The sequence below is a fragment of the Mycobacterium shimoidei genome (assembly GCF_900417275.1).
Taxonomy (GTDB): domain Bacteria; phylum Actinomycetota; class Actinomycetes; order Mycobacteriales; family Mycobacteriaceae; genus Mycobacterium; species Mycobacterium shimoidei.
In genome coordinates this window covers 3,503,156-3,521,734 of the sequence record NZ_UEGW01000001.1, presented here as the reverse complement: position 1 = coordinate 3,521,734, position 18,579 = coordinate 3,503,156, and the positions used below count along the sequence as shown (strand labels likewise).

The following is an 18,579-nucleotide window of genomic DNA, read 5'->3' as shown; positions in this document are numbered from 1 at the left end:
GCATGTTCGGTGTCGCGTTGGTGGACGGAGGGCGGATTCAGTCGCCGCCGTTCTCCGGCACGTCGTGGCGCACCACCCGTACCTTGCCGGGTGCCAGGCAGGCGGCGTAACCGTGGACCGTCGGCAAATTCCAAATGCAAATTCCCAGTGTCGTCCCACACGGCTTCGGTGCATGTCGCGCCGGAGAAATCAAATAGCTGCCGCTCTTCGACAGCAGGATCAATCGGGTCGATGCTAACGACTTCGCGGGGCGCGGTGGCGGTAGCCGGCAAGGTCAGGCGCAGCGGTACCGCGACGACGAGTTCATTGTCATCGTCGAAGTTCAGTACCAGACCATCGCGAAACATGATCCGCTGTATCGCACAGCCCTGCATCCAGTGGTCGATCAATTTCTGGTCAGTCATATATTTACCCTGGTCGCTATAAGGCACCTGCACAAGAGCTCGACAGGGCACCGCCATAACGCTCCGCCTTGTCTCGACGCACCAGACGCGCTAGCGTTTCGTCGTCTTCTAGCGGTCCTCCAGCATGATCAACCTGGAGTGATCACCATCGACACGGAGATCAGTGAGGCCCGAAAAGTATGAGTCGGTTCAAAGGCGATGGCGCGCTGGATGACGGTGAGGCACCAGTCATTGTCAGCTTGGTCGAGGCGGCAATGCAGATGTTCACCGCATCGATCGATGCCCTGCCAGACACCAGCGATCCCGAGTTCTCCGGACGCGCCGCCGTGATCCTCTCTGGTCTGCGCAAGTTGCAGGCGGCGCTCACCCAGGCGGCATCCCGCGGTAGATCGACGGCGTCGGTGATCGTGGCACTGAGCGGGGTTCGCAAGCAATACGACGAGCTCATGGAAATGGCCGCGGAAGCCCCCGGCGCGACGCTGGGTCAACAGTTGTACGTCACGCGGCGGCGGGCCAAACTGTCCGCGCAGGAAACCGCCAACGGCGCCGGGTTGCAGGCCGACCTTCTGGACGCCATCGAGGCCGACGAGACGCCCACCGACGAAGAGGCCGCCCGCATCAAGGAACTGATCGCCGCGCTCGGCGGCTGAACTACTGGCAATACGAGCGCGTGGCGAACCGCAGCGCCTGCTGATACGGCCCGTCGAGCCGGCGGGTATTGCTGACTTGACCCAGCGCGTCGTCGAGATGGGCGGCGCACCCCGGCGAATGCAGTACGTCCCAGCGCATCTCGATTTGAGCCAGCATCACGTTATTGAGATCGTCGATAGTGGCACGCGAGACCGACAGATCGGTGGGTGCGGCCGGTGCGCTACCCGGGTCGAGCTTCCACTGCGCAAACCGGCTGTACTCGAGCGATTCGGTCGCGTTGATCTGGTCCTGCATGACGCCGGTGACGTAGTCGGGGTCGATGCCGGCGGCGGTGGCCTTGCCGGTTAGCGTGCTGAGTTCCCGCTGCACCCGGTCCGGGTCTTCGACGGCGAGGGCGCTGTGCCATTTGAAGGCCGCAACCGGGTCGGCGAGCGCTAACCGCTGGGCGGCGGCGTCGACCAACTCCGTCAGCGGGTCGTCGGTGTCGGCTCGTCCGGGCCCCGCGGCCACCACCACGATCACGGCCGCCGCGAGGAGCGCCCCGGAAAAAGTGCGGCCGTAGTTCACGACCGGATTTCTACCAGGCCCGGTTAGCCTAGGGCGTGACCGTGTTGTCGGGCACGTGGCTTCGTTCGCCGGCCGCTCGGGCGTTGTTGGCTGTCGCGTTGTTGATTCCGCTGGTACTGGGCGGATTGTTCCTGGCGGTGAACAAATTCCATTCGTCGCCAACCGACTCCCTGGATCGGCCCGCGAATCCGGTCTCCGACGATCAGACCCAGGCGGAGGTCGTCGAACCGGCCAAAGAGTTTGTCGGCGTGGCCCGCCTGCAGAAGCCGACGGCAGGGTACCTGTTGATGTCGTGTAAGGACCGGGAGAATCCGCCGTACCAAGGTGCGGTCTACCTGACGTTCGCGGTGCCCGCAGATGCCCGCACCGACAAGTACTTCGAGGGCATCGCGACGGCCATGGTCGCTCACGGCTGGGATGAGGGCCTACCGCCCAACCAGCACGCGTTCGGCAGAACCCTGCACAAGGGAGGCGTCACCGCGATCCTGTACCGCGACGATGACTATCCGAACCTCGGAGTCGTCCGGCTCTACGGGCAGTGCCGCAACATGAACGATCACCGCAACGACACCACGGGCTGGGTCGATATCACCAGCCGGGTGCGATGAAACTCCCGAAGCGGTTAGCCGCCTCCGCCGCCGGCGCCCAGGCTGCTCTGCAGGTCGCCCTTCATGGCCTGCAACTGGGCTCCCCAGTACTCCCAGCTGTGGGTGCCGTAGGCCGGGAAGTTGAACACGGCGTTGTGGCCGCCCGCGGCGTTGTACGCCTCTTCGAACTTCTTGTTGACCCCGATCATGAAGTTGCTCTCCAGGAACGTGGCAGGCAGGTTGGCGCCGCCCAGTTCGTTCGGAGTGCCGTTACCGCAGTAGACCCAGAGCCGGGTGTTGTTGGCGACGAGTTGGCCGACGTTGACCAAGGGGTCGTTGCGGACCCAGGCCGGGTCGTTGTCCGGTCCCCACATGTCTTCCTTCTTGTAGCCGCCGGCATCACCCATCGCCAGGCCTATCCAGCCCTGACCGGTGGACGGGCTCAGGTAACCCGACAGCGAACCGGCGTAGATGAACTGACCAGGGTGGTAGATCGCCAGGTTCATTGCCGACGCGCCCGCCATGGAGATTCCGACCGCCGCGCTTCCAGTCGGCTTGACGTTCTGGGTGGAGGCCAGGTAACCGGGCAGTTCGCTGGTCAGGAAGGTCTCCCACTTGTAGGTCTGGCAGCCGGACTTGCCGCACGCGGGCCGGTACCAGTCGGTGTAGAAGCTGGACTGTCCGCCGACCGGCATCACGATCGACAGGCCGGACTGGTAGTACCACTCGAAGGCAGGGGTGTTGATGTCCCAGCCGTTGTAGTCGTCCTGAGCACGCAGGCCGTCGAGCAGGTAGACCGCCGGTGAGTTGGCGCCGCCGCTTTGGAACTGGACCTTGATGTCGCGGCCCATCGCCGCCGACGGCACCTGCAGGTATTCGACCGGCAAACCGGGCCGGGAGAATGCTCCCGCCGTGCCGGCCCCACCTACAAGACCGACTAGGCCCGGCAGTGCGGCGGCCAAAACCGCGGCGATCATCAACCGCCGCGCCCAGCCGCGCATCCTCTTGCTCACGTCTGTCATACCTGTTCCCCTTGTCGTATGCCGTCGAGCGCCCTCGGCAGAACTTACCTTGTGGTGGTCAATATGTCGATTAGAGCGCAAACATGTCGCTGTTTTGTCACGGCCGCTGGCACCTGCTCAGCAGCCATGCCAGGGCGGCGATTACCCGGCCGTGGCTACTTCTAACGCGTGTTCTACGGCGTGCACGGCCTTCAGCGTCGCCGACACCAGATCGATCGGCTGCGCGACACACGCGTAGGCTACCCGCGGTACGCCGAGGAAGACCACATTGCCCTGACCCGGCTTCTTGGTACGCGCGGCGGCGTCATCGCAGGTCAGGGCGTGATTGAGGTGCGAATTTGGAGACGGTACTAGGGCTGTCGCTGACTGACACTGCCGTTGGGTGGGTGCTCGTCGAAGGGCGCGAGGCCGACGGCGCCATCCTGGACCACGATCAATTCGAGGTCACAACCGGTGGTGGAGCACTCGCAGCGTGTACCTCGGAAGAGGTGGCCGACGCGGTGCTGCACGCCCGAACAGCTGCGGCCCAGCTCGATCAGCGGCTGCATCTGGTCGGCGTGACGTGGAGCGATGCCGCGTCCGCGGAGGCCGCGCTGCTGCTGGAGTCGTTGACGCAACGCGGCCTCAGCAACGTCGTCCCTATTCGTTCGCTCGATTCCGCTGAGCTGCTGGGGCGGGGAATCGCGCCGGTCGTGGGCTATGACCGGGCCGCGGTATGCGTGCTCGAGCGCGATTCGGCGACTGTCGTGATGGTCGACGACTCCGACGGTGACGCGCAAACCGCCGTCAAGCACTTGCCGGGCGATGCCGACCGACTCACCCAATGGCTGACCACGATGTTCGATCGGAGCGCATGGAAACCCGATGGCGTCGTGGTCGTCGCCGATGACGGACTTGATGCGTTGTCGTGGCAACTCGAGGAAGCGCTGCCGGTCCCGGTATTCACCCAAAACGGGGTGCGGTTGGCTATGGCCAGGGGCGCGGCCCTGGCAGCCGTGCACAGCACCGAGTTCGCAGACGCGCCGATGACCGAGCGTGCCGGCCCGACGCGAGCCCGGTCCGGGCGGTCGCGGTCCCCGTCTTTGGCTGGGGCGGTGGGCATGTTGGCCGCCGGTGCGGTGACGCTGGTGGCCTCGGTCTCGCTGGCCGTGAGTCCGAAGATGCTGCCCGATAAGCCAGCCCAACCGGTCCACGTTCACAAGCCAACGCCGACACCGATTGCGAAAGCGCCCGCCGCGCCGCCGGCGGTCAAGGTCGAAACTCCGCCCACCCCAGCCGCGCCGGAACCGGAGCCGGAACCCGTCGAAGAGCCGACGGTCGCTGCCGCCGTCGAACCGCAAAGCGGCATTGCCCCCGAGCCGCCGGCCGACCTGCCCGAAGCCGAACCACCACCACCGCCGCCACCGGCCGCTCCGCCGCCTCCGGAGCCTAACCCGCACCCGTTGTTGACGAAGATCCTCGAGCGCCTGCACGGTCAACCCGAAGACGTGCCGCCAGATGCACCTCCGCCACAAGGCCCGCCGCCCAATCCCGCAATACCGTAAGACCCGATGAGCGGGTCAGTTGTCCTCGGCTCTGTCCTTGGCCCGCTGCGCGGTAAACGACACTGTCACTTCGTCTTTGACTTTCACTGCGCCCATCAGCAGCGAGTACGGCTTGATACCGAAATCGGTTTGGGTGACGACGGCTTGGCATGACATCCGCCACGATTCGCCGAGATCGTCTGTGCGCAAATCGATTACCTGCTCGCGCACTTTTCCGTGAATGTGCAGCGTCCCGGTGAGACGGTAACCGCCACTGCTCGTTTCGATCGTGTCCGTGTCGAAGCTGATTTCCGGAAACTCCGCGGCGCCCAACGATCGCAGCGCGTTGGACCGCACCAAGGCCTTTTCCGGACCGGACAACGGGGTGACACCCCCTTCGCCCCGGAGCACCTCGAGCGAATTCACCTCGACGGCCAGTTCCGCGACGATCGGTTCACCCGCCGCCCACCTGACGGTGGCCCGCCAGCGCCGCATCGCGATCGTAAGGCGATGGCCCATCTTCGCGGCCCGGCCGCCGACATCGGTGTGTACCAGCAATTCGCCGTCGGCTGCGGTCAGGGTCCACACGGCTGGGTTGTCTCGGTTCACATCGTCAGGACGGTCCGGTAGCGGGCCCGGCCCTGCTCCAGGGCCTCGTATCCTTCGGCGGCCTGCGACAGCGGCAGCTCTTCGATCCATGCCCGCACACCGGACAGCACGGCGAAATGCATTGTCTCTTCAACCTCTTTGGCGGTCCCGGACGGATGGCCGACGATACTGACTGCCGGCGTGATCAGTTGCGAGGGGCTGATCGGCAGCGGCTCGGGCGTGACGCCGATCGCCACCAATTCACCTCGTGGCAACAGGCCGCCGATGGTTGCGGCCATGGCCTGCGAGTTACCGGTGGTGGCCAGCACCACCGAGACACCCCCCAGGGCTTTCAGTGCTTCGGATACATCACCGGTGGCGTCGATGTAATGGTGCGCACCCAGTTTGCGGGCATCATCGGCTTTGGCAGTGCCGCGATTGATCGCGATGGTCTCGAAACCCATTGCGCGGGCGAATTGCACACCCAGATGGCCAAGCCCGCCGACGCCGAGGATCGCCACCCGGTCACCGGGCAGTGCCTTGGTGTGACGAAGTGCGTTGTAAGTCGTGACACCGGCACAACCCATCGGGGCGGCCTCCGCGTCGGACAGCTCGGCGGGTATCCGGGCCAGCGCGGTGGCCGGCACGGTCACCGATTCGGCGTAGCCGCCGGGATATTGCCAGCTGGGAACTTTACCGTTGGCGCAGTGGATGAAGATGCCCTTTCGGCACGGGTCGCAGTGGTTGCAGTTTCCGCCGAACCATCCGACGGCCACGCGATCGCCAACCGCGAAATCTTCAACACCTTCGCCGATTTCGGCTATCGTGCCGGCGATTTCATGCCCTGGGGTCAATGGCCAGGACATGCCGGGGAAGGCGCCGGCCACAAAGTGGGCGTCGGTGCCGCAGATACCGCAGGCGCCAACGTCGATGCGCACTTCGCCGCGCGTCGGCGAGGTCGTCTCGACGTCGACGAGTTCCAGTGGCCCGCCCGCGGTTTTAACGTGGACTGCTTTGTGTGAGGGCAATGGCCTAGCCTAATGCGCCGCAGGCGATTTCGTTTTAGCGGAGGTGCGGTAGTCGACCTGCCAGTGCTTGATGCCATTGAGCCACCCTGAGCGCAACCGCTCGGGTTTGCCGACCGGCGTCAGGTCGGGAATCGTATCGGCGATCGCATTGAAGATCAGATCGATCGTCATCCGCGCCAGGTTGGCACCCATGCAGTAGTGGGCTCCGGTGCCGCCAAAACCGACGTGCGGGTTGGGATCCCGCAAAATGTTGAAGGTGAACGGATCCTCGAACACGTCCTCGTCGAAGTTGGCGGAGCGGTAGAACATCACCACCCGCTGGCCTTCCTTGATCTGCACACCGGATAGTTCGTAATCGCGCAGTGCGGTGCGTTGGAAGGAGGTCACCGGGGTGGCCCAGCGCACGATCTCGTCCGCCGCCGTGCCCGGACGCTCCTTTTTGAACAGCTCCCACTGGTCGGGGTAGTCGGCGAACGCCATCATCCCCTGGGTGATGGAGTTGCGGGTGGTCTCGTTGCCGGCGACGGCCAGCAGGATGACGAAGAACCCGAACTCGTCCTCGGACAGCTTGTGCCCGTCCACGTCGGCCTGGATGAGGGTGGTAACCAGATCCTGCCCGGGATTCTTGGCCTTTTCCGCGGCCATCTGCATGCCGTACATGATCAGTTCGACCGACGCGGTGATCGCGTCGTTGCTGGCGAACTCGGGATCCTGGTCGCCCACCATCTGATTGGACCAGTGAAAGAGCTTTTTGCGGTCTTCCTGCGGCACACCCATCAAACCGGCGATGGCCTGCAACGGCAGCTCGCAGGACACCTGTTCGACGAAGTCACCGCCACCCTCGGCAGCCGCGGCTTCGACGATGCGCTGCGCACGCTCGCGAAGCTCGTCGCGCAGGCGTTCCACGGCTCGCGGGGTGAACGCCCGCGAGACGATCTTGCGCAGCCGCGTGTGTTGCGGTGCATCCATATTGAGCAGGACAAACTTGCCGCGCTCGATCTGCTCACCAACCGTGCCGTCCTTGTACCGCGGCAGCGCGGTCTTCTTCAGGCTGGAGAAGACGTCGCTGCGCAACGAAATCTCTTTGACGTCTTTGTGTTTGGTAACGACCCAAAAGCCGCCGTCGTCGAATCCTCCTGCACCGTACGGCTGCTCGTTCCACCAGATCGGTGCGACTCGACGCAGCTCGGCCAGTTCCTCGACCGGCAGCCGCTCGGCGTAGATGTCTGGATCGGTGAAGTCGAACCCGGGTGGAAGATTCGGAGTCGGCATCGGCGCTCCTTGCAACGACCTGATTAGGTACGGACGACGAACCTGTCTCGCTCAGTAAAGCATCGGGACCGCGAAGATGGAACGGGTTCTAAACGGATTGCGGGGACCGAATTGGAACGTGTTCTCGCGGTCGCCTCGGACCAGCGCCCCAAACGCCCTCGTGGCCTGGGCGCCACTCGTTATGCTTTGGTCCATGATTCGCGTAGCACTCACCGCCGGGGCGATCGCTGGAGCAGTTGTCGGCTTGGCGCCCGCAGCAACCGCCGACTCGCAGCACTACGACGGAGACGTGCCGGGGATGAACTACGAGGCGTCGCTCGGTGCACCGTGCGACAACTACGAGCGGTTCATCTTCGGGCGGGGCCCCAGCGGCCAGGCCGAGGCCTGTCACTTCATCACCCACCAGTTCCCGGCGGCGCAATCGGGCTACTGGGTGATCTCCTACCCGCTGCGCGGAGTTCAGGAGGTCGGTGCGCCCTGCGACAATCCGCGCGGATTGGCGGCCCAATCTCCTGACGGCTATCCAATGCTGTGCACCGAACACGGCTGGCAGATCGGGCAGCTGACCGGAGGCGGTTTCCCGCTTCAAGGCGGAGGGTTCCCCTCAGACACGGGTATCACCAGCGATAACCCGAACCCGTAATACGTATCCGACGAGGACGAGCGATCAGACGCTGGCCGCCGCGTTGAGTTCGTCGAGCCGGTTGGTCGCCTCGAGGTACTCCTGTACCCAGCGCTCGATCACCGTCGACGTCTTCTCCACCTTCTTGAGCTGTCCGACGACCTGACCGACCGGATTGAACGCGACGTCGACAGTCTCGTTCGGGTACTTGTTGGTTGCCCGCACCGCGATCCCGGAGACCATGTACTGCAGGGGCATACCGAGCGGCTTCGGGTTGTCGGGCTGTTCCCACGCCTCAGTCCAGTCGTTGCGCAGCATGCGGGCCGGCTTACCGGTGAACGACCGGCTGCGAACGGTGTCCCGGCTGGAGGCCTTGGCGTACGCCGCTTGCTGAACCGGGGTGTTCGACGCTTCTTCCACCATCAGCCACTGCGAACCGGTCCATGCCCCTTGCGCACCCAACGCCAATGCCGCCGCGATCTGCTGGCCGCTGGCGATGCCTCCGGCGGCCAGCACCGGCAGCGGCGCCACCTCCTTGACGACCTGCGGCCACAACACGATCGAACCCACTTCGCCGCAGTGCCCGCCGGCCTCGCCGCCCTGGGCGATGATGATGTCCACCCCCGCGTCGGCGTGCTTGCGGGCCTGCGACGGTGAACCACACAGCGCGGCTACCTTGCGACCGGACTCGTGCACGTGCTCGATCATCTCCGCTGGTGGAGTGCCCAGCGCATTGGCGATCATCGACACCTTCGGATGCTGCAGCGCCACCTCGACCTGCGGGGTGGCCGTCGCCTCGGTCCAGCCCAGCAGCTGCAGGGCATCCTCATCGGCGTTCTCCACCGGAACGCCGTGGTCGGCGAGAATTTTCTTGGCGAAGTCCAGGTGCTCTTGCGGCACCATCTTGCGCAGCGTTTCGGCCAGCTCTTCGGCGGACAGGTGCGAGTCCATGCCCTCGTATTTGTTGGGGATCACGATGTCGACGCCATACGGGTGATCGCCGATGTTCTCGTCGATCCACTTCAGCTCGATCTCCAGCTGCTCGGGCGTGAAGCCGACCGCCCCGAGTACACCGAAACCACCGGCCTTGCTCACCGCGACCACGACATCGCGGCAGTGCGTGAAGGCGAAGATCGGAAATTCGATACCGAGCTCGTCGCATATGGGGGTATGCATGGCTGCTCCTTAAATTGAAACGTGTTCTAGTTTAGTACACGAGAGCCCATCGTTCACAGGAGACAGCCATGACGATCCGCGTCGCCCACATCGGCACCGGGAACGTTGGCCGCCTGGCCTTGAGTCAGCTCATCACCGACCCGCGGTTCGAGCTGACCGGGGTGTGCGTGTCGACTCCGGCCAAGGTCGGCAAGGATGCGGGGGAATTGGCTGGACTCGACATCGCCACCGGCGTCGCCGCGGTCAACGACCTGGACGCGCTGTTGACCACCCAGCCCGACTGCGCGGTCTACTGCGCCATGGGCGACAACCGTCCCGCCGAGGCCATTGCTGACTGCACGCGCATCCTGGCCGCCGGCATCAACATCGTCGGCTCATCACCCGGGATACTCCAGTTCCCCTGGCAACTGATGCCCGAGAAGTACATCTCACGTCTGGAAGACACAGCCCGGCAAGGTAATTCGAGCCTGTTCATCACCGGAGTCGATCCCGGATTCGCCAACGACCTGATCCCGTTCGCGTTGGCCAGCACCTGCCAGAACGTCGAGCAGGTGCGATGCATGGAGATCGCCGACTACGCCACCTACGACGGCGCGACGGTGATGTTCGACGTGATGGGCTTCGGAAAGCCGCTCGACGAGCTGCCGATCCTGCTGCAACCGGGCGTGCTGAGCATCGCGTGGGGAACAGCGATCCGGCAGCTGGCCGCCGGCCTGGGCATCGAGATCGACGAGATCACCGAAAACTACGAACGCGAACCGGCGCGCGAGGCCTTTGACATCGCCGCCGGCCATGTCCCGAAGGGCAGTGTGGCGGCCATCCGATTCGAGATCACGGGCATGGTCGACGACCGACCTGCCATCGTGATCGAACACGTGACCCGGTTGCGGGACGATCTGCGCCCCGATTGGGCGCGACCCGCCCAGCCCGGCGGCTCCTATCGCGTCGAGATCACCGGCGAACCGTCCTACGCTGTGGACATCTGCCCGACCAGCAAAAAGGGCGACCACAACCACGCTGCGATCGTGGGCGCCGCCGGGCGCATCGTGAACGCGATTCCGGCGGTGGTGGCGGCGGCGCCGGGGATTCGGACCACGCTGGACCTGCCGCTGATCACCGGGCCGCGCTGGAACAAGTTCTAGTCCACTGGGGTAGCCTGCTTCGTCATGGGGCGCGTGGACGGCAAAGTTGCACTGATCAGCGGCGGCTCACGCGGCATGGGCGCGGCTCATGCCCGGGCGCTTGTCGACGAGGGCGCCAAGGTGGTGATCGGAGACATCCTCGACGAGGAAGGCAAGGCACTTGCCGACGAGCTCGGCGACGCCGCGCGCTATGTGCACCTCGACGTCACCGAGCTCGAGCAGTGGGAGGCCGCGGCAGCCACCGCCGTCGACGAGTTCGGCAAGCTCAACGTTTTGGTCAACAACGCCGGCATCGTCGCCCTGGGCCAGATCCACAAATTCGACATGGCCAAGTGGCAGAAGGTCATCGACGTCAACCTCACCGGCACGTTTCTGGGCATGCGGGTCGCCGTCGAGCCGATGATCGCCGCGGGTGGCGGCTCGATCATCAACGTCTCGTCGATCGAAGGGCTACGGGGCGCCCAGATGGTTCACCCGTATGTTGCGTCGAAGTGGGCGGTGCGCGGGCTTTCCAAATCCGCAGCACTGGAGCTGGCGCCGCACAACATCCGGGTCAACTCGATTCATCCGGGCTTCATCCGCACCCCGATGACCAAGCACTTTCCGGACAATATGCTCAACATCCCGTTGGGCCGTCCCGCCGAATCCAGTGAGGTGTCGACGTTCGTGGTGTTCTTGGCCAGCGACGAGTCGGCCTACTCAACCGGTAGCGAATACATCATGGATGGCGGCTTGATCCTCGACGTTCCGCACAAGTTCTAACGGCGTCAGGAGCTTTCGCTTTCGAACAGGTACGAGCCGACGGTGATCACGCGGTCGCCGGCGCCCTCGTCGTGCATGACCGTGCGCACCGCAACGGTGCCGCCCGCGCCCGGAATCGCTTCTGTATCAACGCGGAACGGCCCGGCTTTACCGCGCGCGACGAACATCACGTGCGACGAGCGGCCCTGTATTCGATCGGTTCGGGCAACCTGGAGCGCTTGCTGCGCGGCCGCGGTCTCCAAGACCACGAATTGCGGCCCGATGTGCAGGGCGGCGTCCGGTGAAGCGACTTCGGCCGCCAGTTCGGGCAACGCCCAGTGCCCGTCGGTGCGGCAGCGCCCACCGAAGACCTGCCACAGCGCGGGCAAGTCGGGGGAGTCGATCACCTCAATCGGCTCGACCTCCATGCGGCCGAGTCCCTCGGGTGGTGTGCCGATGCTGATGCCCTGGCCCTCGGTCAGTGCGAGCACTCGCGTGGGTTGGTCGGCGTCGACGATGCGTGAGCGGCTGAATCCGAGCTGGCGGCCCCGTTTCACCGTCTCGGAGATCACTTCGATACGGCGTACGTCGCGGCCCGGGTCAAGAACCTGGCAGGAATGAATGACCGGGTTCGGCACCGCTTCCAGATCGGACATCCCGCCGCCCTCCGGGGAGGCGATGCTGAGCACCGCCAGCAGGATGCCGCCGCTCCCCGAGCGCATGTCGTGGCGCAGCGTGACGGTGTCGTCAACGGGACCCAGGTCCATCGAGGAATAGCGGCGGCCGATGTAGCGGTAGCTCAGCAGCCCGCCCCAGCGGCGGCGCAGTTCCGCGGCGTAGGCCTCGCGTTCGTCGGCCAGCTCGCGGATGTCTCGCAGCATGGGGCCAACCTACTCAGGCCACCTCATCCAGCCGCAGGTAGGCGCGGATCGTCGTTTCATCCGCGCCGGTATAGGCGCGAGTCAGATCGGCGATGGCATTGACCACATACAGGGCGCGGCCCCGGCCGGTGTCGCTGTCATAGGTTCGACGCCCGGCGAGGGGATCGTCGAGTCGCCCGCGGTCGCGCGCTTCGCACACCAAATAGCCGTCGTGCTGCCAAAGCGCGAGCCGGCATGGGCCAGCGGCGTACATCAGACTCGAGGTGGCCAACTCGTTGGTGATCAGTTGCAGATCCGCGGTCCGCGTCGCCGACAACCGGAACCATTGCCCATACGCGACTGCGAACGCGCGGGCACCGCTGAGATCAGCGAGGCTTCGCACCGTGTATTTGACGGCGGCGCTGTGAGTCCCCAGCGGTTGGTTGTAGTGGGCGCAGACCAGGTCGGGGTCGTAGGAGGCGCTTTGCTGCTCCGGAAAGCCGGGCCGCCACAGTACCGGGTGCGTTCTGCAGGCGTCGACGATGACGCCAGGGTGCAAATGCGCGACGTCGTATGGGCAGACCACGGTCACGTCGCGCCCGACGAACGCGTGGTTTATCAACGCTTCGTGCTGCACGCAGGCCGGGTACTCGACTTCGGAGCGGCTGGGCCAAATCGGTTCACCGACGATGCGTACTGGTTCACCGGGGTGTTTCACCACGAAGCCGCTCAGCACTTCACCGAGGATCCGTCCGGGATTGCGGCCGGCGTCAGTCATGTCGGTCATCACAACGTGGGCGGCGTGGCGTCCCAAGGTCTCGCGCAGCGCCGCCAGATTGGGTCCCGGAACGGCCACCATCACCGGGTGTCCAGCATTGATCCCGTCGACGATGAACGGCAGCAAGCTATCCAAGTATTCGACACGCGTGCGGTAGAACAACGCTGGGTGCACGAAGTTGTCTTCGGTCGCCACGCGTCGCGGATACCCGGCGCACGCTACGCTTACTCGCCCCTAGCCAATAATCAGCATGCGGCGCACGTCACACTTCGAGCAGCACGGTTACCGGGCCGTCGTTGACCAGCTCGACCTGCATGTGCGCACCGAAAACCCCGGATTGAACGTAGGCACCAAGCTGCGTGAGAGCCGCAATGAAGTCCATGATCAGCGGCTCGGCGACCGCGCTTGGCGCGGCAGCGTTCCAGGACGGTCGTCTGCCCTTGGCGGTGTCGGCATACAGGGTGAATTGGCTGATCACCAAAATCGGCGCATCGATGTCGGCGGCGGATTTCTCGTCATCGAGTATGCGTAGCTGCCAGAGCTTTTCGGCCAGCCGCCGCGCCTTCGCTTCGTCGTCGCTGTGGGTGACGCCGACGAGCGCCAGAAGTCCCTGACTCTCCGGGTGGATGGCGCCGACCACCTTGCCGTCGACAGACACGCTTGCCGACGAGACCCGTTGCACCAGAACTCGCATGGACGCGATGCTGCCATGCGATGTTTTACGCTCGAATTGTGTCGGTCCTGATCGCGTTTTCGGTTACGCCGCTTGGCGTTGGCGAGGCCGTCGGTGAGCTGGTGGCCGAAGCGGTTCGGGTGGTCCGCGATTCCGGCTTGGCGAACAAGACCGACGCGATGTTCACCCTCGTCGAGGGCGACTCTTGGGAAGAGGTGATGGCGGTGGTGCAGCGCGCCGTCGAAGCCGTCAAAGCCCGTGCTCCGCGAGTGAGCGTGGTGATCAAGGCGGATTGGCGCACCGGTGTCACCGACGCGATCACCCACAAGACCGAATCGGTGGAGCGGCACCTATCCGAAGGTTAATGCTGCGCCACCGTGCGAAAAGCCCGCTCGGCCTCGTCGCCGTGGACCGCGAACACCACCCGCTGCAGTGAGCCGGGCTGGTGCCGCCGGACCGCGCCGACCATCAACCGCGCTGCTTCATCAACCGGGAAACCGCCGACGCCGGTCCCGAATGCGACCAGTGCCAGCGAGCGGCAGCCCAACTCATCGGCCTTGCGCAGCGTCGACCGTGTCGCGTTCTCGATGATTTCCGCGGAGGTCGGCCCGCCAAGTTCCATGGTGGCCGCATGGATGACGTAGCGCGCCGGCATGTCGCCGGCCGTGGTCTCGACGGCTTCGCCGAGCCCGATCGGCGCTTTTTCGCGTGACTCCCGCTGCACCTGCGGGCCACCCGCGCGCGAGATAGCCGCCGCCACCCCACCGCCATGACGAAGTTGGGTGTTGGCCGCATTGGTGATGGCGTCGACCTCGAGCTTGGTCACGTCTGCCTGAAGCACTTCAATTTCGATCATCCCTTTAGTGTCATACCGGTGAGTGCACGTGCAGGCATTGTGGTCACCGGCACCGAGGTGTTGACCGGGCGAGTCCAAGACCGCAACGGGCCCTGGATCGCCGATCGTCTTCTGGAGCTGGGTGTCGAGCTGGCACACATCACGATCTGCGGTGACCGGGCCCGTGACATCGACGCGCAACTGCGATTCATGGCCGATCAAGGCGTGGATTTGATTGTCACCAGCGGCGGGCTGGGGCCGACCGCCGACGACCTGACGGTTGCCACCGTGGCTCAGTTCTGCGGGCGTGAGCTGGTGCTGGATGCCGAGCTGGAAGGCAAGATCGCGGCGATCCTCAAATCGCTGATGGGCCGAATCGGGGGTGCCGACTTCGACGCGGTGCGCGCGGCCAACCGCAAGCAGGCGATGATCCCGGCCGGTGCTCTGGTGCTCGACCCGGTGGGAACGGCGCCGGGTGTAGTGGTGCCGGGTAAGCCGGCCGTGCTGGTGCTTCCGGGACCCCCGCGTGAGCTGCAGCCGATGTGGCGGCGAGCGATCGAGCTGCCCGCGATTCAGGAAGCGATCGCGGGGCGAACCGTCTACCGTCAGGACACCTTGCGGATGTTCGGTCTGCCGGAATCCGGGTTGGCCGACACACTGCGAGAGGCCGAGAAGTCGCTGCCCGGCTTCGAGGCGCTGGAGATCACCACCTGCCTGCGCCGTGGCGAGGTGGAAATGGTCACCCGCTACGAGCCCTCCGCTGAAGGTGTGTACGCCAAGCTGGTCGAGGTGCTGCGCCAAAAGCATGGCGAGCAGTTGTTTTCCGAAGACGGTTCCCGGGTGGACGATCAGGTCGCGCGATTGCTGACCGGCCGCCGGATCGCGACAGCCGAGTCGTGCACCGCGGGTCTGGTGGCCGCGCGGCTCACCGAGCTCCCAGGTTCGTCCGCATATGTCGTCGGGGGAGTAGTGGCCTACGCCAACGAGGCCAAAGTCGAACTGCTGGGTGTGGATTCGGCGCTGATCGAGGCACACGGCGCGGTGTCGGAACCGGTGGCCGAAGCGATGGCCGCGGGCGCGCTGCGGCGGTTCGGTGCGGACACCGCGGTCGCGATCACCGGGATCGCCGGCCCTGGTGGGGGAACGGAGGACAAGCCGGTGGGCACCGTGTGCTTCACGGTGTCGCTGGCCGATGGCCGCTCAATGACCCGCACGATCCGGCTGCCCGGCAACCGCGCCGACATTCGGGAGCGCTCGACGACGGTGGCGATGCACCTGCTGCGGCGGATATTGAGCGATGCGCCATTTGTCGGTGGCCCACGCTAATATCGAAAGTATGTTCGATACCGACGCATCGGGCGAGGTCAGCGCCTGTTTTGCTGAGCTGGACGACGCCGGTGTGGTGGATGCGATCGCGGCCGCGGCCCGGGCGCAGAACGCGATGTGTGGGCGAGAGTTGGCGGCGGTTGGGGAACTGTATGCGCGGCGGGCGCCCGAAGACGATGTCGATCGCAGCAACTGGGCCATCGACGGGCACGAAAACGTGGTGGCCGAAGTGGCTGCCGCGTTGGGGATCAGCCGCGGCCGTGCCCGCACACGGCTGCGGTATGCGATCGCGTTGCGGGAGCGGCTGCCCCGGGTAGCCGAGGCATTCGCATCAGGGGCCATCGACTTTCGGGTGATGGCCGCCGTCGTGTCCCGCACCGAGTTGGTCGAGGATCCAGTGCTGATCGCCAAGATCGACGCCGCGATCGCCCGGCACGGGCACAAATGGATGCGGCTATCCGAGCCCAAGCTGTTTGAGCGCATCGACATGTGGGTGGTCCGTTTCGATCCGGCTGCACAGCGGCTGCCCGGAGAGCGCAACCAGGATCGGTACGTCGAGATCGGACCGGTCGAAACCGGATTGGCCGGCATCTGGGCACAGGTTCAAGTTCACGACGGCGCCGCGTTGGATCACAAGCTGGATGCATTGGCCGACACAGTGTGCCGGAACGATCCGCGCACCAAGGCGCAACGGCGCGCCGATGCGCTGGGAGCCCTGGCCGCCGGATTAGACGTAATGCGTTGCGAATGTGGGACAACGGATTGCGCTGCGGCAGCACGGATCCCGGGCACCAATGTGACGATCCATGTGTTGGCCGAGCAGGCATCGGTGAAAGGCGATTCGCAGCAGCCGGGTTTCCTGCCGGGGTTCGGGCCTGTGCCGGCACCGGTGCTGCGCAACCTGGCGGCGACCGCGAAACTCAAGCCCGTCGTGAAGCCGTCGGCGGATCCGGAAGCGGGGTATCGCCCTTCGGCGGCGTTGGCCGAGTTCGTACGGCTGCGGGATTTGACTTGCCGGTTCCCCGGCTGCGATCTACCGGCCGAACATTGCGATATCGACCATACGGTCCCGTATCCGCTCGGCCCCACGCATCCGTCGAATCTCAAGCTGCTGTGTCGCTACCACCACCTTTTGAAGACCTTCTACACCGGTTTCGGCGGGTGGGCCGATCAGCAACTACCGGACGGCACGGTGATCTGGACGGCACCTACGGGCCACACGTACACCACCACACCTGGCGGTGCCGTGTTCTTCCCGATATTGGCCGATCCCACAGGCGAATTGGTGTTGCCTGCCTCGCTCAAGTCACTCGGCGCGAACCGCGGGTTGATGATGCCCACCCGGAAACGAACCCGCGCCCAGGAGCGCGCCGCCCGTATCGCCGCTGAGCGACGCATCAATGAAGAACGCCTCGCCGCGCAGGCGGCGCGAGAGGCGGAGCGCATCGCCGCCTGCAACGATCCGCCACCCTTTTAGGCGACAGCGAACAACCGCCATTCGCCAGGGACGCCCTTGAGTTGATGATTGCCGCGGTCTTCGAATTCGAGTCCTGATCCGATCACAAGGTCACGCAGCGTGCTGGACACCAGCACGTCATTCGGATCGGCCAGGGCGCTCACCCGCGCGCCGATGTGCACGGCGATACCGCCGATGTCATCACCGCGTATCTCACACTCGCCGGTATGCAACCCGGCACGCACCTCGATGCCCAATGCCTGCACCGCGTCGCGAATTGCCATGGCGCAGCGGATCGCTCGCTGCGGTCCGTCGAACATCGCGAGGAAGCCGTCGCCCGAGGTGTTCACCTCACGACCCCTGAACCGAGTGAGTTGCGAGCGGACGACGGCGTCGTGCGCATCGAGCAGTGCATGCCAGTCACGGTCACCCATCTCGGCGGCTTGCCGCGTCGAGTCCACGATGTCGGTGAACAACACCGTGGCGAGAACTCGATCGTCGGGCACGTCGGCCTGGTGCCCAATGAGGAATTCGGCGATCTCCTGAAACGAATCCCGCCACGGTTCCACGAAGTGGAACGCGTTGCGCCCAGGTAGCTCAACATATTTCGCACCCGGTACACGTGCAGCCACGTCCTTTCCTCCGGCGGGCGGGATCACCGGGTCCTTCGCGTGGTGGAGGACGAGGGTGGGCACGCGGATTGTCGGTAGCACCGACCGCACGTCCAATTCGCTGGCGAGACGCACCACACGCGAAACCGTCCCTGGGGTGGCCGCCAGGCGTTCGTGTCGTGCCCACGCTGCTCGAATCTCTTCATTCCACGGCATATCTGGGTTGATCGTATGTTCGATCTCCCCAGTGCCCCAGGCGGCGACCGTGGCAGCCTTAACATCCTCGGACGTTGCCGTATGGGTACCCGTAAAGCCCTCTAGGACGACCAGCGCAGTGGTGCGGGACGGGTGTGTCGCCGCAAAAAGCGCCGCCTGCGCAACAGCCCCATTGACTCCGAGGAGCACCGCCTCACTGCTACCCAGATCATCGAGCACCGCCGTGATGCTGTCGGCCCATTGCTCCAACGTCGGGAGCGCGCCCGGGATGACCGGATCTGAGGCTCCCGTGCCCGGCTGGTCGAAGAAAATCAGTCGACCCAGCGATGCCATCGCCTCCACCCATCCTTGAAGCGAGGGCAGCTCTGGTAAGTGCTCGCAGCACGTGAACCAGTTCGGAACGAACACGATGTCGCGCTCGCCCGGGGAAGACGCGCGATAGGCGACGCGCAAGTCCCCGTTCATCGCATAACGCGTCTCCGAGAACACGGCGGAAGTGTA

At 65.1% G+C, this 18,579-nt stretch carries 20 protein-coding genes and 1 pseudogene; 9 read left to right on the top strand and 12 right to left on the bottom strand.

The genetic code is table 11. From position 1 onward, the window contains the following. Positions 1 to 37: 37 nt before the first annotated feature. A pseudogene (locus tag MSP7336_RS17020) lies at positions 38 to 404 on the bottom strand (DUF6188 family protein). Positions 405 to 583: 179 nt separating this feature from the next. Here MSP7336_RS17020 and MSP7336_RS17015 point away from each other — a divergent pair. Further along, entirely contained in the window at positions 584 to 1,054 is a 471-nt protein-coding gene (locus tag MSP7336_RS17015; protein WP_069396390.1) for a hypothetical protein, read from the top strand. A gap of 1 nt (position 1,055) precedes the next feature. Here the strand turns inward: MSP7336_RS17015 and MSP7336_RS17010 are convergent, their stop codons facing one another. Next, positions 1,056 to 1,622, bottom strand: a complete 567-nt coding sequence (locus MSP7336_RS17010; RefSeq protein ID WP_113964180.1) for a chorismate mutase — start codon at positions 1,620 to 1,622, stop codon at positions 1,056 to 1,058. 35 nt (positions 1,623 to 1,657) lie between these two features. Here MSP7336_RS17010 and MSP7336_RS17005 point away from each other — a divergent pair, with 35 nt between their 5' ends. After that, a complete protein-coding gene (locus MSP7336_RS17005) occupies positions 1,658 to 2,230 on the top strand; it encodes a hypothetical protein (RefSeq protein WP_181786824.1) in 573 nt (190 codons plus the stop codon). A 14-nt stretch (positions 2,231 to 2,244) separates the two neighbouring features. Here the strand turns inward: MSP7336_RS17005 and MSP7336_RS17000 are convergent, their stop codons facing one another. Further along, on the bottom strand, positions 2,245 to 3,231 hold the full coding sequence (locus MSP7336_RS17000) for an esterase family protein (RefSeq protein WP_069396388.1): 987 nt from the start codon (positions 3,229 to 3,231) through the stop codon (positions 2,245 to 2,247). 338 nt (positions 3,232 to 3,569) lie between these two features. Here MSP7336_RS17000 and MSP7336_RS16995 point away from each other — a divergent pair, with 338 nt between their 5' ends. Continuing rightward, positions 3,570 to 4,775, top strand: a complete 1,206-nt coding sequence (locus tag MSP7336_RS16995) for a DUF7159 family protein (protein ID WP_181786822.1) — start codon at positions 3,570 to 3,572, stop codon at positions 4,773 to 4,775. A gap of 15 nt (positions 4,776 to 4,790) precedes the next feature. Here the strand turns inward: MSP7336_RS16995 and MSP7336_RS16990 are convergent, their stop codons facing one another. The 3 genes from MSP7336_RS16990 to MSP7336_RS16980 are packed head-to-tail and all read right to left on the bottom strand — an operon-like array spanning position 4,791 to position 7,642. Beyond that, positions 4,791 to 5,363 carry a YceI family protein gene (locus MSP7336_RS16990; protein WP_244917486.1) on the bottom strand — a complete coding sequence of 191 codons (573 nt, stop codon included), beginning with the start codon at positions 5,361 to 5,363 and terminating at the stop codon, positions 4,791 to 4,793. Further along, complete coding sequence (locus tag MSP7336_RS16985; RefSeq protein ID WP_069396385.1) at positions 5,360 to 6,370, bottom strand: alcohol dehydrogenase catalytic domain-containing protein; 1,011 nt, start codon at positions 6,368 to 6,370, stop codon at positions 5,360 to 5,362. Before MSP7336_RS16985 ends, MSP7336_RS16990 begins: the two co-directional genes overlap by 4 nt. Positions 6,371 to 6,379: 9 nt before the next feature. Continuing rightward, complete coding sequence (locus MSP7336_RS16980; RefSeq protein ID WP_113964179.1) at positions 6,380 to 7,642, bottom strand: cytochrome P450; 1,263 nt, start codon at positions 7,640 to 7,642, stop codon at positions 6,380 to 6,382. 193 nt (positions 7,643 to 7,835) lie between these two features. Between MSP7336_RS16980 and MSP7336_RS16975 the strand changes: the two genes are divergently transcribed. Further along, positions 7,836 to 8,285, top strand: a complete 450-nt coding sequence (locus MSP7336_RS16975; protein WP_069396383.1) for a hypothetical protein — start codon at positions 7,836 to 7,838, stop codon at positions 8,283 to 8,285. Between the two features lie 24 nt (positions 8,286 to 8,309). Here MSP7336_RS16975 and MSP7336_RS16970 read toward each other — a convergent pair whose 3' ends face one another. After that, positions 8,310 to 9,440: a nitronate monooxygenase gene (locus MSP7336_RS16970; protein ID WP_113964178.1), complete on the bottom strand. Its 1,131-nt coding sequence runs from the start codon at positions 9,438 to 9,440 to the stop codon at positions 8,310 to 8,312. Between the two features lie 68 nt (positions 9,441 to 9,508). Here MSP7336_RS16970 and MSP7336_RS16965 point away from each other — a divergent pair, with 68 nt between their 5' ends. After that, positions 9,509 to 10,582 (top strand): NAD(P)H-dependent amine dehydrogenase family protein, encoded by a 1,074-nt coding sequence (locus tag MSP7336_RS16965; protein ID WP_113964177.1) that lies wholly within the window; start codon positions 9,509 to 9,511, stop codon positions 10,580 to 10,582. A 24-nt stretch (positions 10,583 to 10,606) separates the two neighbouring features. Then, entirely contained in the window at positions 10,607 to 11,344 is a 738-nt protein-coding gene (locus MSP7336_RS16960; protein ID WP_069396380.1) for a glucose 1-dehydrogenase, read from the top strand. Between the two features lie 5 nt (positions 11,345 to 11,349). On the opposite strand, the gene MSP7336_RS16955 is transcribed toward MSP7336_RS16960, so the two are convergent. The 3 genes from MSP7336_RS16955 to dtd all read right to left on the bottom strand — a co-directional run bounded on the left by MSP7336_RS16955 (position 11,350) and on the right by dtd (position 13,655). Next, the gene (locus MSP7336_RS16955; protein ID WP_113964176.1) at positions 11,350 to 12,204 is read right to left on the bottom strand and encodes a hypothetical protein; all 855 of its coding nucleotides are present in this window, start codon (positions 12,202 to 12,204) and stop codon (positions 11,350 to 11,352) included. Between the two features lie 13 nt (positions 12,205 to 12,217). Beyond that, entirely contained in the window at positions 12,218 to 13,156 is a 939-nt protein-coding gene (locus tag MSP7336_RS16950; RefSeq protein ID WP_113964175.1) for a sensor histidine kinase, read from the bottom strand. Positions 13,157 to 13,223: 67 nt separating this feature from the next. Beyond that, positions 13,224 to 13,655 (bottom strand): D-aminoacyl-tRNA deacylase, encoded by a 432-nt coding sequence (gene dtd / locus MSP7336_RS16945; RefSeq protein ID WP_113964174.1) that lies wholly within the window; start codon positions 13,653 to 13,655, stop codon positions 13,224 to 13,226. A 38-nt stretch (positions 13,656 to 13,693) separates the two neighbouring features. Here dtd and MSP7336_RS16940 point away from each other — a divergent pair, with 38 nt between their 5' ends. After that, positions 13,694 to 13,999, top strand: a complete 306-nt coding sequence (locus tag MSP7336_RS16940; RefSeq protein ID WP_069396417.1) for an MTH1187 family thiamine-binding protein — start codon at positions 13,694 to 13,696, stop codon at positions 13,997 to 13,999. Here the strand turns inward: MSP7336_RS16940 and MSP7336_RS16935 are convergent. Next, complete coding sequence (locus MSP7336_RS16935) at positions 13,996 to 14,490, bottom strand: macro domain-containing protein (protein WP_113964173.1); 495 nt, start codon at positions 14,488 to 14,490, stop codon at positions 13,996 to 13,998. The two genes, MSP7336_RS16940 and MSP7336_RS16935, sit on opposite strands and share 4 nt — an antisense overlap. 18 nt (positions 14,491 to 14,508) lie before the next feature. Between MSP7336_RS16935 and MSP7336_RS16930 the strand changes: the two genes are divergently transcribed. Then, positions 14,509 to 15,795, top strand: a complete 1,287-nt coding sequence (locus MSP7336_RS16930; protein ID WP_483403567.1) for a competence/damage-inducible protein A — start codon at positions 14,509 to 14,511, stop codon at positions 15,793 to 15,795. Positions 15,796 to 15,805: 10 nt separating this feature from the next. Next, positions 15,806 to 17,272, top strand: a complete 1,467-nt coding sequence (locus MSP7336_RS16925) for an HNH endonuclease signature motif containing protein (protein ID WP_113964172.1) — start codon at positions 15,806 to 15,808, stop codon at positions 17,270 to 17,272. On the opposite strand, the gene MSP7336_RS16920 is transcribed toward MSP7336_RS16925, so the two are convergent. Beyond that, positions 17,269 to 18,567 carry an adenylate/guanylate cyclase domain-containing protein gene (locus MSP7336_RS16920; protein ID WP_113964992.1) on the bottom strand — a complete coding sequence of 433 codons (1,299 nt, stop codon included), beginning with the start codon at positions 18,565 to 18,567 and terminating at the stop codon, positions 17,269 to 17,271. The two genes, MSP7336_RS16925 and MSP7336_RS16920, sit on opposite strands and share 4 nt — an antisense overlap. Positions 18,568 to 18,579 lie beyond the last annotated feature (12 nt).

What these genes read in the sequence shown, in the direction of transcription:
- MSP7336_RS17015 (WP_069396390.1), top strand. Translation starts at nt 584, where the DNA reads ATGAGTCGGTTCAAAGGCGATGGCGCGCTGGATGACGGTGAGGCACCA.
- MSP7336_RS17000 (WP_069396388.1), bottom strand. Translation starts at nt 3,231, where the DNA reads ATGACAGACGTGAGCAAGAGGATGCGCGGCTGGGCGCGGCGGTTGATG.
- MSP7336_RS16980 (WP_113964179.1), bottom strand. Translation starts at nt 7,642, where the DNA reads ATGCCGACTCCGAATCTTCCACCCGGGTTCGACTTCACCGATCCAGAC.
- MSP7336_RS16975 (WP_069396383.1), top strand. Translation starts at nt 7,836, where the DNA reads ATGATTCGCGTAGCACTCACCGCCGGGGCGATCGCTGGAGCAGTTGTC.
- MSP7336_RS16970 (WP_113964178.1), bottom strand. Translation starts at nt 9,440, where the DNA reads ATGCATACCCCCATATGCGACGAGCTCGGTATCGAATTTCCGATCTTC.
- MSP7336_RS16965 (WP_113964177.1), top strand. Translation starts at nt 9,509, where the DNA reads ATGACGATCCGCGTCGCCCACATCGGCACCGGGAACGTTGGCCGCCTG.
- MSP7336_RS16960 (WP_069396380.1), top strand. Translation starts at nt 10,607, where the DNA reads ATGGGGCGCGTGGACGGCAAAGTTGCACTGATCAGCGGCGGCTCACGC.
- MSP7336_RS16955 (WP_113964176.1), bottom strand. Translation starts at nt 12,204, where the DNA reads ATGCTGCGAGACATCCGCGAGCTGGCCGACGAACGCGAGGCCTACGCC.
- dtd (WP_113964174.1), bottom strand. Translation starts at nt 13,655, where the DNA reads ATGCGAGTTCTGGTGCAACGGGTCTCGTCGGCAAGCGTGTCTGTCGAC.
- MSP7336_RS16935 (WP_113964173.1), bottom strand. Translation starts at nt 14,490, where the DNA reads ATGATCGAAATTGAAGTGCTTCAGGCAGACGTGACCAAGCTCGAGGTC.
- MSP7336_RS16925 (WP_113964172.1), top strand. Translation starts at nt 15,806, where the DNA reads ATGTTCGATACCGACGCATCGGGCGAGGTCAGCGCCTGTTTTGCTGAG.